A 17,003-nucleotide genomic window follows, 5' to 3' on the forward strand; every position below is an offset into this window, starting at 1 on the left:
CGCTCCTTAGTTTGAAGTTAGCGACCACGCCGACGGCGATGTCTTGGGAAGCGCACCTCATCTTTGCGGAGTCGTCGCTCCCTCCCTGATCAACCGGGCGACACGAGTCTCCTCGGCTGCCAGCTGTGAGGAGTCCTGCGCCAGCAGAGGATCGATGTGGCGTGCGCGCACCCTTGCCGCCTCGCCGTGCCGCCCTGCGGCTTCCAGGGCGCCGACCAGCGCCCACGCAACCTCGGCCGTCGCACTGTCGTCGTCGCCATTCTGATCTATGCTGGCCTGCAGCAGGTCCTGGTAGGCCGAAACCGCCGCTGCAGCATGGCCTCGCTCCATCAGGATCTCTGCCTGCGCATGCAGCGCCGTCCGCAGAAGTTGCTCGCGCATGCCAAGTATCTCCCGGGCTGCCGGGAGGACCGCAGACAGGACTTCGAACGCCTCTTCCGGGCGGCCGGCGCTGCGCAGGGTGCCCGCATGCCGGAGCCGGACGCCGAGGGTGTCCGGGTGCTGCGGCCCAAGCACCTCCATCCGCAACGCGATCACCTCCTCTTCCATAGGCAGCGCGAGGTCGAAGTTGCCCATGCGCGCATGGAGCGACGCCAGGTACCAGCGCGTCCTGAGAGTCTGTGGGTGCCGTGCGCCGAGGACGCGGGTGCGCGCCTCGAGCACGGCCTCCAGCTCGGGCAGGGCTTCGTCGTACTGCCCCAGCTCCATGAGGTCCGAAGCCAGGTTGGAACGGTTGCTGAGCGTCATGGGATGCTCGTTGCCGAGACGCCGCCGGTTGACGCTGGAGAGTCGTCTGTTGAGCATCGCCGCTTCTTCCAGGCTGCCGCTCTCCGCATAGACCGCAGCCAGGTTGCCGGCCGCCTTGAGCGTGGCGTCGGCCTCGAATCCCTCTTCCGCCTCGTGCAAGGCGAACAACCGCTCGAAGCACTCCTTCGCGCGATCGAAATCGCGGGTGCGGGCATAGCTGATGCAGAGATTGTTGAGCACCTGGAGCGCTACCTGGCCCTCTCCCGCGCCCCGCCCCTCAAGTGCATCGTACAACTGCTGCTGCATGCGCCGCGCCTCGTCGAGGTCGCCCTGGCTTCCGATCGCTTCGCTCAGCGCGAGTTGCAGAAGGACGCGTTCCTCGTCCGCCGCATCCTGACCGGCAGCATCTGCGAGCGCAGCCTCCAGGATCCGGCGCGCTTCCTCCGGCCGCGCGGAGCGGATCAGCGCGGTGGCCTGACGCTGCCGGGCCTGCAAGGTGCGCGGATGATCCGCCCCGAAGGTACGGGTACGAGAATCGGCGACCTGGCCGTAGGCGCGAGCCGCTTCTTCATACAGGCCGAGCTCATGACGCACCCGCGCAACCGACTCGCGCAGCTCGGTGGCGAGCGCAGGCTCGGCAACGAATTCGCGCCCAATGGCCGATTCAGCGGCAACGAGGATGTGACGGTCAATGAGCCGCCGCGCGGTGTCGGCGGTGCTGGCCGACGCCAGCGCCTCGTCGAGCGCATCAATGCTCTGTGGAGCAGCCTCGGCGATCTGGCCGCGCAGATCCTCGGATAAGCCGATGCCCATTGCCTGGATGTCGATTCCCTGCAGCATCGCCTGCTGGAACGCGACGACCTTTTCCAGCTCGGCGCTGCGTTCCTGCGCTACCGCGCGCTGCTCGCGCGCCTGCATCAAGCCAGTCAACGAAAGCGCCAGTCCCGCCAATATCGCAACGGCCATGGCTGCGCCGGCGGCAAAGGCGACCCGGTGCCGGCGAACGAACCGACCCCAGACGTATCCGCGCCGCGCGGGCACCGCAGCCAGCGGACGGCCATCGAGCGAGCGGCGCAGGTCTTCCGCGAGCCCGGCGGCGGAGGCGTAGCGCAGGGCGCGGTCATCGGCCGCCGCCTTCGTCACCACCCAGTCCAGCTCCTCGCGCAACGACCGCAGCAGCCGCGCGCCGCTGGTGCCGCGTTCCGCGGCCGCGCGTTCGACCTCGGCCCTGCCGAGCGCGGCCAGCCGGGCCGACGGCCGCAACATCGCACCGTCGGCGCCGGCCTGCGGGCGGCAGCCGGTCAGCAGCACGTGCAGCAGCACGCCGAGCGAGTAGATGTCGCTGCGGGTGTCGACCGAGGCCGGGTCCGTGGCCTGCTCCGGGCTCATGTAGGCCGGGGTGCCCGCGCGGTCCTCCGAACCGCTGCCATAGCCGATCGATCCGGGCGAGCCCAGCGTGGCGATCCCGAAGTCGATGATCTTGGGCAGCGCGCGGCCGTCGATCCCGGCGACCAGCACGTTGGCCGGCTTGATGTCGCGATGGATCACGCCCTTCTGGTGCGCGTGCTGCACGCCCTCGCAGATCCGCACCAACAGCTCTATGCGCGCGCGCAGCGGCAGCCGCGCCTGGCGGCAGTAGGCGTCCACCGGGGCGCCGTCGATCAGCTCCATCGCCGAATAGGGATGGCCGTCGGCGGTGCCGGCGTCGTAGATCTGCGCGATCGCCGGGTGGCTCATCTGCGCCAGCAGCTGGCGCTCGACCTCGAAGCGCGCGCGCTGCACGGCGTCGAGCTCGCGGTGCCTCATCAGCTTCAGCGCGACCTGGCGCCGCACCGGCTCGAGCTGCTCGGCCAGGTAGACTTCGCCCATCCCGCCGCGGCCGAGCAGCGAGACCAGGCGGTAGTGGCCGACGCGCGCACCGGGCGCGTAGGCGCCGGCCTCGACCTCAGGCCGCGCCGGAAGCGCCAGCGTCTGCTGGGTCTCCCCGACGTTGTCCGACTCCCCCATCGCCCGCGCCCCCTGTCCTGTCGCGGGCAGATGGTAGCCGATCGCGATGCTTCCCTCGCGCGGGCGACGCGTTTACCGGCGGTGGTGGCTTCGCTATGCTTGCCCGTCCTGGCCCGGGCCGGCTCCGCCGGGTGCGATCGCGTTTCCGGCGCGCGGCACCGGCGCATCGCGCGTACGCCGCGCCGCGCCGGGTCGGATGGGACCGACCGCGATCGCGCCACTCTGGGGACCTGCGCCTTCCATGAACGCCGTTGCCGAACCCGCATGGACCTGGGCGCGCGCAGCGTTGGCGGCGTGTCGGCCCCTGCCGGCGCGCCGGGTACCGGGGCACCGGAAGTGAGCGACCCGTCGACCGCGCCGTCGATGCCGCGGCTGCGGCTGCTCGGCATGGGCCGGCTGGTCGATCCGGACGGACGCGACCTGTCGCTCCAGTACCGCAAGGGCTGGGCGCTGCTCGGCTACCTCGCGGTGGAACGCGACCGCCGTCACGCGCGCGAGCAGCTCGCCGCGCTGTTCTGGCCGGAACTCGGCGCCGCGGCCGCGCGCACCAACCTGCGCCAGGTGCTGGCGGACCTGCAGGAGACGTTCCGCCGGCTCGGCCTCGAGGGGCTGATCGCGGCCGACCGCGACACCATCGGCCTGCTGCCCGGCCGCCGTTCGCGGGTGCTGTTCGACATCGACCTGCTCGACCCGCTGATCGTGCCCGAGGACGATGCGGTCGAGGCCCTGGCCGGGCCGTCCTGGCACCACGCCGGCATGCTGCTCGAAAGCGTGCGGATGGACGGCTGCAGCGAGTTCGAGGATTGGCTGCAGTACACCCGCCAGCATTTCTTCCGGCGCGAGGTGCGCCTGATGGAACGGCTGCGCGCGCGCTACCGCGCCGAGCGACGGCACGCGGAGGCCGCCGACATCGCCCACCGCCTGGTCCGCATCGACGGCTGGAACGAGGCGCACCACCGCGCCCTGATGGAGATCCTCGCCGCGGACGGCGCCCGCCATCACGCACTGCAGGTGTACGCCGAACTCGAGCGCAACCTGCGCCGCAGCCTGGACTGCGAGCCTGATCCGCTGACCCGCGCGCTGCGCGAGGAGATCGCCGGCGCCGCGCGCGCGGCCGGCAGCCCGGCCTGAGCGCCGCGGCGCGCGTGCCGTCCGCCGCGCGCTACGGGACTGCATAGAGCCCGGCCGCATCGGCGCCCTTGGCGTTTTCCAGCACCAGCGGCGCCAATGCCGCGGAATTGTCGATCGGCCCGTCGATGTCGTCGTACAGTTCCCTGGCCTCGTCCAGGGCGATCGCCGAGGTCACCACGAACGCGATCGCCGCCGCCTCGGTCGCCGCGGCGGCCGCCACCGCGGCGGCCGCGAGCCCGACCCGGTAGGAGATCGCGCCGGTGCTGGCCAGGCTCTCGGCCGCTGCGTCGAGCACGCCGGCGGCCGCCGAGACGATCTGCGCGGCGCCGGCCACCGCCGCGGCGTCGGCGGAGATCTGCGCGGCGATCGCCAGCTGCCGGGCCACCTCCAGCTGGCGCTTGTAGTCGCGCAGCGCCTTGAGGTGCACCTCCGCGGCCGCGGCGGCGTTGAAGTGCGCGTAGGCCGCCGGCCCGAGGTTGTCGCCGCAGCGCATCCGCGTCCACAGCTGGTCGGTGCCGACCGCCAGCACCTGGTCGTGGTAGTCGGCGCTGCCCGGGCGCCGCGGCGAGGCGAACGCGAGCGAACCGCCGCGGTGGATCGGCGCCAGGCCCTCCGGCACCGTCGGCGCGGCCAGCGCGTAGGCGACGTTCTGGGCGATCGCGTCCGGCTGGTCCTCGCGGCGGGTGTGGACGAACCCCGGGTCGGCGGGCAGGCGCATCGCCTCGCGCAGGGCGTGGCAGAGGTCGAGGCCGTTGCGCGTGCCGAGCGGAAGACCCGCGGCGCTATCGCCGTCGACCTGGAGCGGGCGCGGCCGGTCGCTGAGCACCGCCAGGTCGGCGTCGCGCTCGGGATCGGCATCGGCGCGGCGCAGCACCCCGTAGCGGATCCTGCCGGCGCGCCGGTCCGGCAGGCCCAGCGCCGCGTACGGCAGCCAGCCCACGCTCGCGGCGCAGCTCTCGGCCCCACCGTCGTCGGCGGCCGGGCACGGCAGGCGCCCGTTGACCATGGCATAGGCGAGCAGTGCATCGTCGGCGCGCACCATCAGCTCGCGTCCGGCGACGTTGCGCTGCTCCACCGCGGCCACCCCGACCCAGCGCGCCAGCAGGATCCCGGCCACCCCGAGGATCACCACCGCCACCGCCAGCTCGACCAGCGAGAAGCCCCGCTGCCGCACGCCCATGCGCTGCCCCATGCCCTGCCCCCTGCTCATGCGCCCAGCCCCGCGGCATCCAGCTCGCGCAGCCGTTCGCGCGCCTGCTGCTCCAGCGCCTGCATGCGCTGCAGGTTGGCCTGCGCGGCCAGCTCGTTGGCGCGTGCCGTCTCCACCGCCTCGACCGCATCCGCCTGGTCGGCCACCGCCAGGGTCAGGTTGGCGATCGCGGTGGCCATCTGCGCCACCGCCACGACCTGCTCGGCCACGCCGATCGCGATCGCGACGGCGTCCGGCGGCCAGCCGGCGGCGATCTGCAGGATCGAGATCACCTCGCTGACCACGCCGAAGGCGACCTCGAACGAGCCCGAGGCCACCGCGACGTCGGCGTTGAGCTTGTTCAGTTCGGCGGTGCGGATGTCGAAGGTGCGGAACTCGAGGTAGCGCTCGGCGACCCGGCGGATGTCGTACGCGGCCATCGCCGCGCGCGCGCCGCCCTGCACCCGCGCCACGCGGTCCGGGCAGGCCAGCCGCGCGGCCAGTTCGCCCAGGCCCAGCGCGGCCACCGGCGGCCGCCCCGACACCGCGGCCTCCGACCCGGGCAACGCGAACTGCGGCGCCGCCATGCGTTCGTGGCCGGCGCCGCCGGCGTGCGCCAGCGCGAACGCCGCCGGCACCCCCAGCCCCGCCATCGGCGCGGCGGCCGCCTGCTCCGCGGCGAGGCTGGCGCAGAAGTCGAGGCCGTTGACCGGCGCCGGCGCCGGCGTGGCCGCGGGCGGGTGTTCGGGCTGGAAACGATTGCCGGGCGAGGCCGCCGCCAGCGGCTGCGGCAACCGGTAGTGCACGCGCCGGCCCGGCGGCAGGCCGAGCGCGCGGGTCGGCAGCCAGCCGACGATCGCGCCGGGATCCTCGATGCCGTCGCCGTCGGCGTCCGCGTTGGGCAGGCGCAGGTGCGCGCGGGCGTGGCCGACCAGGGCTTCCTCGGCCTGCAGCAGATCGCGCTGCATCGCGTCGGCGGCGCTCACCTGGCGCCCCAGCGGCAGCACCTGCACCAGCGCCACCGACAGCAGCGCCATCACCAGCAGCACCACCGCCAGTTCGACGAGAGACCAGCCTGCCTGGCGATGCGCGCTCATGGCGCGTCCTCCGGCGCGACCGGCCCGACCGCACCGCGCCAGTCGGCGGCCCGCAGGATGTCTTCCGCGTTCTCCCAGCGATCGACGCCCGGCACCGGGGTGCCCGGCGGCGCGCCGGCGATGGCGCGCAGGTCGATGCACTGCTGCGCGGCGGTATCGAACCGTTCCTGCAGTTCGGCCAGCTCCTCGCGCTTGCGCTCCAGCGCCGCGTTCTGGGCGACGAACTGGCGCGCATGCCAGCCATAGGGGCGGCGCGGATCCCAGTCCGGCTGGTCGAGGATGTGCAGGACACGGCAATAGGGGGAATAGGCGCCGATGTCCGGATCGTCGGCGACCGGGCACGGGCTCAGGTTGTAGCGCACCACGTACACGTCGTGCAGGTTGCCGAGCCGCTGTCGCTGCTGGTCGCGCTCGGCGCGCGCCTGGTCGCGGGCCGCGACCGCATCCTGCCACTCCTGGTGCATGGTGGCGATGCACTTGACCGCGGGGTTGCCGCACTCGCGCAGGTCGGCCAAGCCCTTGCGGTAGGAATCGCAGCGGTACTGGTCCACGGTCGACTGGATGTCGGCGCAGGCCTGCGGGATCAGCACGGTCTCCATGTGCAGCGCGCTGGCGACCGCGTCGTCGTGGACGCGCTTGGCCGCCTCGGCCGTCTCCACGCCCTGTTCGTAGGCCAGGCGCAGGTCCTCGTAGCGGCGGATCGCCTGCAGGTTCTCCTGCAGCCGGGTATTGAGCAGGGCCGCGGCGCCGGCCTGGTCCGGATCCGAAGGGTCGACCCCGTGGCGGGCGTACTCGATCTTCGCCGAAGGATCGGCGGCCCAGTCGTCCAGCACCGCCTGGTGGATGGCGACTCGCGTCTCCAGCACCGCGACCTCCGCCTGCACCGGCACCAGCTGCTGCTCCAGCCCGTCCTGCCAGACGAACTGTCCGGGCACGGGCTGATGGTTGCCGTCCAGCACCGGCACCATGCCGCCGTGCGCCGAGGTGCAGACGGTGTCGGCGAGCTCGCCGTAGTCGGCCTGGCTGCCGCCCCCGACCTCCCCGGTCGCCATCTGGTAGGCCACGGTCGTGGCCGCCAGCGCCCCGCTGGTCACCGCCAGGGCCGCGGCATTGGCGGCGATCGCGGCGCCGGAGGTCGCCACCGCCGCCACCGCCAGCCCCACCGCGGTGCTGTAGACCGGGATCAGCGCGCACTGCGCCCAGGGCGGCAGCGCGCAGGCCGCGATCGCCGCCGACAGCTGCGCGGAGGCGGTGGCCAGGGTGCTGATCGAATTGCTCAGGTTGGCGCTGGCCAGCGCCACCGCGGACACCGCGAACACCTCGTTGACGATCGCGAACGCCAGCGACACCTCGGCGTTGGCGCGATTGAATTCCTGGAACTCCTCCACCGTTTCGGCCACCGTCACCGATCCCGACAGCAGATCGACCGACGCCAGCGCGACATTGTCCGGCGCGTCCGGACGGGCGAAGCGGCAACCGAGGGCGTGGCCGAGCTCGCGCAGGTCGCGGACCCGGACGCGGTCGTCGTAGTCGGCGTCTCCCCGGCGCCAGGGCGCCTCCATCACCACCGAATCGGAGGCGTTGCGGTCGTCGAGCCTGCCGGCCACGCCGGCGTCGGGCCCGGCCGCGGCGATGCCGTAGGCGACGTTCATCGGGGTGCCGCCGCGGTCGAGCACGTGCGCGGCGGATGCATCCACCCCGACGCCCTGGGCATCGGCCAGCATCCTGCAGAAGTCGAGCCCGTTGACGGCGTCGAAGTCGCGCGCGTCGCCGGCCAGGTCGACCGGGCTGTAGCGATTCTGGGCCACCGCCAGGTCCGGCGCGGCACCGCCGCCGCGGTAGGCCATGTAGCGCATCGGCCCGATTCCACGTCCGTTGCCGGCGGCGCCGGCCAGCGAGCGCAGCGGCAGCCAGCCCTTGGCATTGCCGGCGGCGCAGTTCTCCGCGCCGTGCACCTCGTCGGCCGGACATGGCAGCCGCGCGTTGGCCGCGGCGAAGGCCATCACCGCCTCGTCGGCCCAGGCCAGCGCCTGCTCCTGGGTGGTGGCCTGCCGCGCAGGCTTCGGCGCATGCAGCAGCACCGCGGCGGCCGCCAGCGCCGCGCCGATCGCCAGCACCACCAGCAGCGCCTGCAGCAGGCCGGCGCCGCGCTGGCGCCGCGGCGACGCGCCCGCGCGCGCCTTCACTGGGTCATCCTCAGGTAGCCCTCCAGGACCACGATCTGGCCGCCGACATCGGGGTCGTCGTCCGGATCGTCGCTGTCGTAGGTGAGGGTCTCGTCGCTGCTCCAGGTGCGCGCCGCCGGATCGGCCGGGGTGGCGACGGCGTTGTGCCGCCCGCGCTCGCGCAGCCGTCCGAACAGCGCGTCGACGGCGCCATCGACGCGGTTGTCGAGGAAGGTCGCCAGTTCCGGGGTCAGGCCGGACAGGTACATGACGTTGCGCGGCCTTTGCACGTGGCTGCCGGCGCTGGTGGGCGACGGCTCGGACCAGTCGTCGAGCGCGACGAAGCAGACCTGCAGCTCCTGCGGGTTGCCGCCGCTGTCGCGGTAGACGTAGCGGGTCTCCAGGCCCTCGCCGCGCCCCTGAGGCAGGCTCACCCCGCGCTCGAGCATCGCCAGCCGCAGTTCGTCGCCGCACAGCGCGGCGGCCGGGAAGTCTCCGGGGATCGGCCCGGTGCCGAGCACCCTGCCCTGCGGATCGGCCAGGCTGTCGCCGGGCACCGCGCCGACCTGCGCCACGTAGCGCTCGTAGGCCAGCAGCCAGCCCTGCACGAACTCGCTGGCGATGCGCTCGGCGACCGCGCCGCGATAGACGTCGCGGCCGACGCTGACCGCACCGATGATCAGCGCGATCACTACCAGCACCACCGACAGTTCCACCAGGGTGAAGCCGGCCGCCGGGGGCCAAGGGCGGCCGGCGCGCCGGCACGATCGGGCTTGGATCTGCATGGGTGGCTCCTCTCAGAACTGCGGCGACGACATCGCCTGCTGCACCAGGTCGTAGACCGGCAGCAGCAGCGCCACGATCAGCAGCACGAACATGCCGCCGGCCAGCATCACCACCACCGGCTTGATGATCTCGGACAGGTTGGCGATCAGCCGCTGCAGGCGCAGGCTGTACTCCTCCGACAGGCGCAGGAACTGCGAGTCGAGGGTGCCGGTTTCCTCGCCCACGCCGATCATCCGCACCATCATCGGCGGGAAGCCGCCGACCTGGCGCATCGCCGAGGACACCCGGTCGCCGCGCTGGAGCACCTGGCGGATGGCGATGATGCGGTCGCGGTAGTACTCGTCTCGCATCGCCCGCTCCATCACCTGCAGGCTCGAGACCATGTCCACGCCGGCGCGCACCAGCAGCGCCATGTGCTCGGTGAAGAACGCCAGGCCCGAGGAGAACATGATGGTCTTCGAGATCGGCAGGCGGTGCAGCAGGTGGTGCACCGCGCGGCGGAAGCTGCGGCTGTAGCGCCAGGTCACCCACAGCAGGAACGCCGCCACGACCATCCCGACGAGGATGTAGGCCACGTTGCCGATCAGCCATTCCGACAGCGCCATCACCGCGATCGTCAGCGGCGGCAGCTTGGCGTTCATCTGCTTGAAGAGTTCCGACAGGTTCGGGATCACGTAGTAGATCCAGAACCCGCCGGCGGCGAAGATCGCCGAGAACACGAACGCCGGGTAGATCAGCGCCTGGCGGGTGTCGGCGGTCATCCGGGTGATCCGCTCGATATGGTCGGCCGCCTCCATCAGCATCGAGTCCATGGTGCCGGTCTCGTCGCCGATCATGATCAGGTTGCGCACGGTCTCGGGAAACGCGTCCGGGAAGCGCGCGAAGGCGTCGCTCAGGGTGGCACCGGCGTCGAGCTCCTCGAGCAGCCGCCGCGCCAGGCGCGCGGCGTTGGAAATGCGCCCGGTGCCGACCTCGTTGGCCACCGCGCGCAGCGCCTCCATCACCGGGATCCCGCTGCTGGTCATCACCGCCAGGTCGCGCAGCATGCCCGACAGCTCGGCCGGGCGGATGCTAGGCCGCACCAGGTGCGAGATCGTGCGCTGCGCCTCGGCCAGGAAGCCCGGCAGCCGATACAGCTTCAGCACCACCGCGTCGAAGTTCTTCTCCAGCCACACCCGCGCCGAGCTGTCGTGCTCGACCGAGAGCTGGGCGATGCCGGCCTTGACCCGTCCGGTGGAGAGCAGCAGGCGGTAGTAGTAGACGTTCATGCCGCCGGCCCGACCCCGGCGACGCGCTGGATCTCCTCGCAGGTGGTCTGGCCGGCGGTCACCCTGCGCCGGGCCACTTCCTCGATGCCGCGGAAACCCGAGGCGTGGGCCAGCGTGCGGATGCCCTCGCGGCCGATGTCGTCGGCGATGCCGTTGGCCAGCGCCTCGTCCAGCAACAGCACGTCGTAGACCGGCAGCCGCCCGTAGTAGCCGCTGCCGCGGCAGCGTTCGCAGCCGGGCGCGCGCTTGCCGCAGCTGCCCGGCGGCAGCCCCAGCCATTGCAGCTCGGCTTCGGTGAACGGCGCCTCCGCGGTGCAGAACGGACAGTTCTGGCGGACAAGGCGCTGGTTCACCACCGCCAGCAGGTTGTCGGCGATCACCTGCGCCTCCAGCCCGAGCGGGCGCAGCCGCGGCACCACGCCGAACACGCTGGTCACGTGCAGCGTGGAGAGCACCAGGTGACCGGTGGCGGCGGCCTCGATGCCGGCCTGGGCGGTCTCGGCGTCGCGCATCTCGCCGAGCAGGATCACGTCCGGGTCGTGGCGCAGGAAGTGGCGCAGCGCTGTGCCGAACTCGTAGCCGGCGCGGCGGTTGACCTCGGTCTGGGCGGCGCCCGGTACGCCGTACTCGATCGGGTCCTCGACCGTGAGCACGTTGCGCTCGATCAGCGACTGCATCCGCAGCGCCGCGTGCAGGGTCGAGCTCTTGCCCGAACCGGTCGGCCCGGTGATCAGCACCAGCCCGGCCGGCTTGGCGAACAGCCGCTCCAGCACCGCGACATCCTCGTCGAAGAATCCGAGCTCGCGCAGCCCGACCATCTCGCTGTGCTCCGGCAGCAGCCGCATCACCATGCGTTCGCCGACGTCGGTGATCAGGGTCGACACGCGCACCATCAGCGACGAGTCCAGTACCACCGTGCGGAAGCTGCCGTCCTGCGGACGGCGCTGCTCGGAGATGTCCATCTCCGCGGCCAGCTTGACGAAGCCGAGCAGCCGCGACAGCGACGAGGGCATCGCGAACATCGGCCGCAGCACGCCGTCGACGCGGAACAGCACGTGCAGGCTGCCGGCGGCCGGGGCGATGTGGATGTCGGTGGTGCGCTCGCGGACCGCGTAGTGCAGCAGGTAGTCGAGCAGCTTCTCGGGGCTGTAGGCGTGGTCGGTATCGGTGCCGAGGCGGCGGATCTCGCGTTCGAGCAGGGTCTCGACCGGGTTCTGCGCGAAGTAGTAGGTATGGCGGATCAGCCGCGCGACCTTGCCGTATTCGCCCTGCAGGAAGCGGCAGCGCAGGCCGCAGCGCTGCAGCACCAGCTGCGCCACGGTGGCGGTGTCGGCGTCCCCCAGCAATACCTCGAGGGTGTCGTCGATCCGGCGCAGCGGCAGGAACTGCCGCAGCAGGCAGAGTTCGCGGTTGAACAGCGCCAGCACCTGCGGCTCGGGGTCGGCCAGGGTCTCGACCTGGACGAAGTCGATGCCCTGCAGCTCGGCCTGGGTGCTGACGATGTCGGACTCGTTGGCCAGCCCGTGCTTGATCAGCAGGCGGCCGAAGCTCTGCTGTTCGACCTGGTTCTTCTGCCGGGCGTAGAGCAGCTGCGCGGCATCGAGCAGCCCGCGCTCGTTGAGCAGCTCGCCCAGCCGGGCACTGTCCTTGGCCGCCGGGGCCGCGGACGGGCGCGGCGGATTGCGGGGATCAACTGTCGCCATGGTGGTCCTGTAAGGCCGGGCCCGCCGCCGCGCGGGCGGTCGCGAGCGTGTCGATGAACAGCAGCGTGGCGGCGTCCGGCAGGCCGGTCGCCTCCAGCCCGTTGCGCGCCTGGAACCCGCGGATCGCGGCACGCAGGCGCGGCCCGTAGAGCCCGTCGATGGCGGCCGGGTACAGTCCCTCGGCCGCCAGCGCGCCCTGCACCCGGCGCACGTTACGGGCCGAATCCGGACCCATGAAGAACCGCTCCGGCGACAGCTCGCCGCGCCAGGCGACGCGCCAGGCGGTGCCTTCGCGGGCCAGGCAGGTGTCGGCGCGGCCGTCCAGGCGCGCGGCCCAGGCGCGATCCACCCGGGCCAGCTGGACCCCGCCGGCGCCGGCCGCGGCCAGCGCGTCGATGCAGGCGTTCCAGCCGCGGCCGTGCGCGGGCGCCGCGGCGGCCACGGCCGGCGGTGCGGGTGCGGGTGCGCGCGCGGCGCCCGCTGCCTCGACCACGGCGCCAGCCGCCGGAAGGCTCCCCGCCGGACCGTTGGCCGGGCCTGTCGGCGCACCCGCCTGGAAAGCCGCGGCGGCGGCGATCGCCGCGGCCGCGAAGCCGCCCAGCGCCGCGCTGGCCAGCAGCCGTGGCCGGCGGGCCCGGCCCTCGCCGAGCTGAGCGCCGGATTCGGCGGTTGCGGCGCGCACCAGCGCGGCGTCGATGGTGCCGCCGCCCGCGGCCACCAGGCCATACAGGCAGCGGTCGAGGATCAGGTGGATGCGCCGCGGATTGCCGCGGCTGGCGCGCAGCAGCGCGCGCAACCCCGGCGCGGACAGCTGGATGCGTCCGGCGGCACCGGCCACGGCGAGGCGGAAGCCGACGTAATCGCGCACCTGGGCCGCATCCATCGCCGATAGCCGCACATGCTTGACGATGCGCGTGGTCAGCTGGCGGATCGCCGGCGCCGCCAGGCTGGCCGCCAGTTCCGGTTGGCCGGACAGGACGATCTGCAGCAGCTTCTCCTGCCCGGTCTCGAGATTGGTGAGCAGGCGCAGCAGCTCGAGGCTCTCGAGCGACAGGTTCTGGGCGTCGTCGATCACCAGCACGCACAGCCGGCCCTGCGCGCGGCGCTCCACCAGGAAGGCGGTGAGCAGTTCGAGGCCGGCGGCCGTGCCGGCGCCGGCCGCCAGGCCGAAATCGGCCAGGATCGCGGCCAGCAGCTCCTCCCCCTGCAGGAAGGTGTTGAGCACCAGTGCCGCGTCGGCGCCGTCCTCCTCCAGCAGCGCCAGCAGCCGGCGCAGGAAAGTGGTCTTGCCCAGCCCGACCTCGCCGGTGAGCAGCACGATGCCGGCGCGCGTGCGCAGACAGTGAGCGGTCTCCGCCAGTTCCCGCTCCAGCAGCGGGGTATGGAAATAGGCGGACGCGTCGGGCGTCGGCGGAAACGGGATCCGCGTCAGGCCGAGCCGCTGCAGGCAGGCGCCGAGGGCTGGGTTCATCGCGCCATCGCCTCCAGCTCGGCGATCGCGCCGCGCACCTGCGGCGAGCCGGGGTGGCGGCCGGACAGGCGGGTGAGGCGGCCGCGCGCGCGATCGAGCTCGCCGCGTCCGGCTTCGAAGCGGGCGACGTTGACGGCGGCGTTGGCGTCGTCGGGCACCCGCTCGAGGATGCGCCGGTAGCCACGCTCGGCCTCCTCCGCGTCGCCGCGTAGCCAGGCCACCCAGGCGCGCATCCGCAACAGGGTCAGGCTGTCCTCGTGCAGCTGACCCGCCAGCGCGCCCAGCTGCAGTTCCGCCGCGGCGACGTCGCCGGCGGCAGCGGCGCGTTCCAGCGCCGCCACCGTGCGCCGCACCGAGGCGGCGTCGGCCTGCGTGGCGCCGGCCGCGGGTGCGGATGGGGCACGGGTGATCTCGATACTGATCCGCCCGGGCGGCGCGTCCACCGGCGCCGCGGTGGCGGCGGCCGCCGGGATCGGCGCTGCCGAACGCGGCACCGGCGCGGCCGGAGCCGGCGCCGGGACCGCAGCGGCGGCGCCCACGGCGGCGTCGGCGGCTGCCGGCACCGGCGCCTTGGCCGGGGCGACGGCGCGCGACGCCACCGGCTGCGCGGCCGCTGCCGGCATGGGCTCCCGCGTCAGGTCGACCAGGGCCAGCGCCTGCGCGTCGTCGGCGCCGGGCGCTCGAGCCCGGGCGTCGCCGGGCTGCGTGCCGTCCGCAGCGGCGGCCGGATCGGCCGCGCTCGCATCGCCGGCCCCGGCCCCGGCGAACAGCACGCCCACCAGCGCCACGACCGGCAGCGCGGCGGCGAGCGCCAGCGGCCAGGTCCGCCGGTTGCGCGCGGCTGCGGGCGCCGGCGGCAGCGCAGCGGTCAGCGTCGCGGTACCGGCCGCGGCCTCGACGTGGCGCAACGCGTCGAACACCAGGCTCATATCACCGACACCTTCAGTACCAGCACCAGCTCGCGGGTGTTGTGGCTGCGGCCGCGCGAGCCGAACAGCCGGCCCAGGCCCGGTACGTCGGAGAGGCCGGGGATGCCGCGGTCGGTGGTCGAGGAGGACTGGTCGATCAACCCGCCAAGCATCACCGTATCGCCATCGCGCAGGTTCAGCGTGGTGGTCATGCCCTTGACGTTGATCACCGGCAGGGTCACCGCGTTGCCGTTGGGAAACTCGCGCAGCTCCAGGCTGCCCGGCTCCACCTCGGTCTGCATCGGGTGCACCAGCAGCTCGACGGTGCCGTTGTCCATCACCAGCGGCGCCACCCCGATCACCACGCCGGAGAACAGCGAGTCGGTCTGGATGTCGGACGAGGTGTTGGAGCCGGCGCCGGTGTTGGAGAAGTTGGTGGTCGACTTGGTGACGTAGCGGATGTTGGAGCCGACGCTCAGGTAGGCCGGGCTGCCGCTGCGCACCCGCACGCTCGGGTTGGAGACCACCTTGACGTTGCCGAAGCTGCGCAGCACGTTGAGCGCGGCGGCGAAGGTGTTGCCGACGTAGGCCAGCCCCATCGCCCGGCCGGTCGCGTTGCCCAGGGTCTGCGCCGGGAACACGATCGTGCGCGGGTCCAGGGTGCCGTGGACGTCGGGTGCGGGAAAATTGCGCTGGAACTGCGGAATCGTGGCCGGCGTATCGCCGTAGATGCCGGCGACGCGCTCGCGCAGCAGGGTCCAGTCGACGCCGAACTGGGAGCCGTCGTTCAACGAGACGTCGAGGATCTGCGCCTCGACCAGCACCTGGCGGCGCATCATCCGCTTGGTGTGCTCGAGCAGGTTCTCGACCGAGCGCACCTGCGAAGGCCGGGCGCGCACGAACAGGGTGCCGGTCATCGGGTCGAGGCTGAAGCGCGCCGTTTCCGGCGCGGTTTCCGGGTCGACCGCGGCGGCCGCACCCTTGTCCTCGCCGAGGATCGCCTCGAGCGCGACGGTCAGCTGCGCGAACGGGTCGTTGTCGCGGCCGACGGTGCCGTCCAGGGTCAGGGTGCCGCGCAGCGACTGGCCGCCACCGCCGTCGCCGCCCTGCAGGCCGGCGCCGAACACGTCGCCGCCGGTGGACAGGTCGATCGAAGTGTTGGCATTGAGCATCTCCACGTTGAATACGCGTTCCTGCATCTCGCCCACGACCAGCGCGCCGCCACGCAACTCGCCGTGCAGGTCGAAGGCTTCGAGGATGTGGTTGTAGACCTCGCGCGCGGTCACGTCGCGCAGCTGCAGGGTGGCGCGCTGGCGGCGCTGCAGCACCCGCGGGTCGACGATCAGGTTCATGCCCAGCTCGTCGGCCAGCGCCCACAGCAGCTGGCCGACGTCGGCATCGTGCATGCTGATGCTGACCACGCTGTCTTCCAGCGGATCGTAGACCGGCGCGACCGGCGCGGCCGGCGCCGGTGGCGGTCCGGCCCGCTCCAGTTCGCGGCGCAGCTCGGCCTGGCGCTCGGAAAGCTTGGCGGCCTCCTCCACGATCGCCTGCGCGGTGCGCTCGAGCGCGACGTGGTCGGTCGGCGGCATGTCCAGCGTGCTGCGCGGCGCACCGTGGGTGCAGGCCCCGAGCAACAGCGTGCAGACCATGGCGGCGAGCGCGCTGCGGCGCGGCAGTCGGTGGTGCTGGCGATTGGGCGTCATCTGGATACTGCCTCGGAAGGAATGGGACGTGGCTTGCGGTGCTGGGCTGCCGTCATGGGGTCATCTGCTCCTCGCCGAGATCCAGCCGAGCAGGGCGGCGCCGCTCTCGGCCGCGACCAGGTCGTCGGACACGCGGTCCGGCGGCCGCGACGGCGGCGCCGCGCACTTGCCGGTGCCGGCGGCCAGGGCAGAGTTCATGCCGTCGAAGTTCGGGTTGGGGCCGGGACGGCCGTCGCGGTCGGCCAGCGGCGCCACCAGCAGGAACGCAGGGTTGGCGACAGCGCCGGCGCAGGCGGTCGATCCAGCCGGCGCGTGCTGCAAGGGGTGGTGCGGGTTCTGCGGCGAAGGCGTGGCCACCGCGAGGGCGGTCAGCGCGGCCACGAAACTGTGGCCGCCGTCGATGTCGTGGCCGTCGGTGGAGGCCGAGAGCGGCGGAGCGACCAGATCCGGGCCACCGCCGACGCCGCGATGCACGGCGTAGCGCATCCGCGCACCCGTCGGCGGCAGCGCCAGGCCCAGCGTTTCGTACGGCAGCCAGCCCACGTCCAGCCCGGCGACGCAGGGCGATGCCTCGCGCCCGCTGGCATCGCTGCCCGGACAGGGCAGCCGCTTCTCGCGCAGCGCGAACGCGCGCAGCGCCTGGCGCGCGGCCTCGGCGTCGGCCCGCGCGCGATCGTACAGGCGCAGGTCGTGGATGTTGGAGAAGGCCGAAGTCATGCCCAGCGCCAGCAGGCCGAGCACGCCAAGCACCACGGCCAGTTCGACGAGGGTGAACCCGCGCCGCCGGTGAGGGGCGGGCGGTGGCCGGCGCGCGCGCATCGCGGC

Annotated in this window: 12 protein-coding genes; 1 reads left to right on the forward strand and 11 read right to left on the reverse strand. The window is 73.0% G+C overall.

Annotated elements, in window-relative coordinates; genetic code table 11:
- Nucleotides 1-57 precede the first annotated feature (57 nt).
- The gene (locus QFW77_RS01120; RefSeq protein WP_280572306.1) at nucleotides 58-2,754 is read right to left on the reverse strand and encodes a serine/threonine-protein kinase; all 2,697 of its coding nucleotides are present in this window, start codon (nucleotides 2,752-2,754) and stop codon (nucleotides 58-60) included.
- Nucleotides 2,755-3,018: 264 nt separating this feature from the next.
- Between QFW77_RS01120 and QFW77_RS01125 the strand changes: the two genes are divergently transcribed.
- Entirely contained in the window at nucleotides 3,019-3,885 is an 867-nt protein-coding gene (locus tag QFW77_RS01125; protein ID WP_280572307.1) for an AfsR/SARP family transcriptional regulator, read from the forward strand.
- 31 nt (nucleotides 3,886-3,916) lie between these two features.
- Here QFW77_RS01125 and QFW77_RS01130 read toward each other — a convergent pair whose 3' ends face one another.
- From QFW77_RS01130 to QFW77_RS01175, 10 genes are read right to left on the reverse strand one after another with little or no spacing between them, the layout of a single operon-like run.
- Nucleotides 3,917-5,095: a type II secretion system protein gene (locus QFW77_RS01130; RefSeq protein ID WP_280572308.1), complete on the reverse strand. Its 1,179-nt coding sequence runs from the start codon at nucleotides 5,093-5,095 to the stop codon at nucleotides 3,917-3,919.
- Complete coding sequence (locus tag QFW77_RS01135) at nucleotides 5,092-6,171, reverse strand: hypothetical protein (protein WP_280572309.1); 1,080 nt, start codon at nucleotides 6,169-6,171, stop codon at nucleotides 5,092-5,094. The genes QFW77_RS01130 and QFW77_RS01135 overlap by 4 nt, the downstream gene beginning before the upstream one ends.
- The gene (locus QFW77_RS01140) at nucleotides 6,168-8,357 is read right to left on the reverse strand and encodes a hypothetical protein (protein WP_280572310.1); all 2,190 of its coding nucleotides are present in this window, start codon (nucleotides 8,355-8,357) and stop codon (nucleotides 6,168-6,170) included. Before QFW77_RS01140 ends, QFW77_RS01135 begins: the two co-directional genes overlap by 4 nt.
- Nucleotides 8,354-9,121, reverse strand: a complete 768-nt coding sequence (locus tag QFW77_RS01145) for a prepilin-type N-terminal cleavage/methylation domain-containing protein (RefSeq protein WP_280572311.1) — start codon at nucleotides 9,119-9,121, stop codon at nucleotides 8,354-8,356. Before QFW77_RS01145 ends, QFW77_RS01140 begins: the two co-directional genes overlap by 4 nt.
- A 12-nt stretch (nucleotides 9,122-9,133) precedes the next feature.
- Nucleotides 9,134-10,390, reverse strand: a complete 1,257-nt coding sequence (locus QFW77_RS01150) for a type II secretion system F family protein (protein ID WP_280572312.1) — start codon at nucleotides 10,388-10,390, stop codon at nucleotides 9,134-9,136.
- Complete coding sequence (locus QFW77_RS01155; RefSeq protein ID WP_280572313.1) at nucleotides 10,387-12,093, reverse strand: GspE/PulE family protein; 1,707 nt, start codon at nucleotides 12,091-12,093, stop codon at nucleotides 10,387-10,389. Before QFW77_RS01155 ends, QFW77_RS01150 begins: the two co-directional genes overlap by 4 nt.
- Entirely contained in the window at nucleotides 12,080-13,564 is a 1,485-nt protein-coding gene (locus QFW77_RS01160) for an ExeA family protein (protein ID WP_280572314.1), read from the reverse strand. Before QFW77_RS01160 ends, QFW77_RS01155 begins: the two co-directional genes overlap by 14 nt.
- The gene (locus tag QFW77_RS01165) at nucleotides 13,561-14,493 is read right to left on the reverse strand and encodes a tetratricopeptide repeat protein (protein WP_280572316.1); all 933 of its coding nucleotides are present in this window, start codon (nucleotides 14,491-14,493) and stop codon (nucleotides 13,561-13,563) included. The genes QFW77_RS01160 and QFW77_RS01165 overlap by 4 nt, the downstream gene beginning before the upstream one ends.
- Complete coding sequence (mshL, locus tag QFW77_RS01170) at nucleotides 14,490-16,178, reverse strand: pilus (MSHA type) biogenesis protein MshL (protein WP_280572317.1); 1,689 nt, start codon at nucleotides 16,176-16,178, stop codon at nucleotides 14,490-14,492. Before mshL ends, QFW77_RS01165 begins: the two co-directional genes overlap by 4 nt.
- Before the next feature lie 60 nt (nucleotides 16,179-16,238).
- Nucleotides 16,239-16,997: a prepilin-type N-terminal cleavage/methylation domain-containing protein gene (locus tag QFW77_RS01175; RefSeq protein ID WP_280572318.1), complete on the reverse strand. Its 759-nt coding sequence runs from the start codon at nucleotides 16,995-16,997 to the stop codon at nucleotides 16,239-16,241.
- Nucleotides 16,998-17,003 lie beyond the last annotated feature (6 nt).

Origin of the sequence: Luteimonas endophytica (genome assembly GCF_029887875.1) — a bacterium.
In the GTDB taxonomy this organism is placed as follows: Bacteria; Pseudomonadota; Gammaproteobacteria; order Xanthomonadales; family Xanthomonadaceae; genus Luteimonas; species Luteimonas endophytica.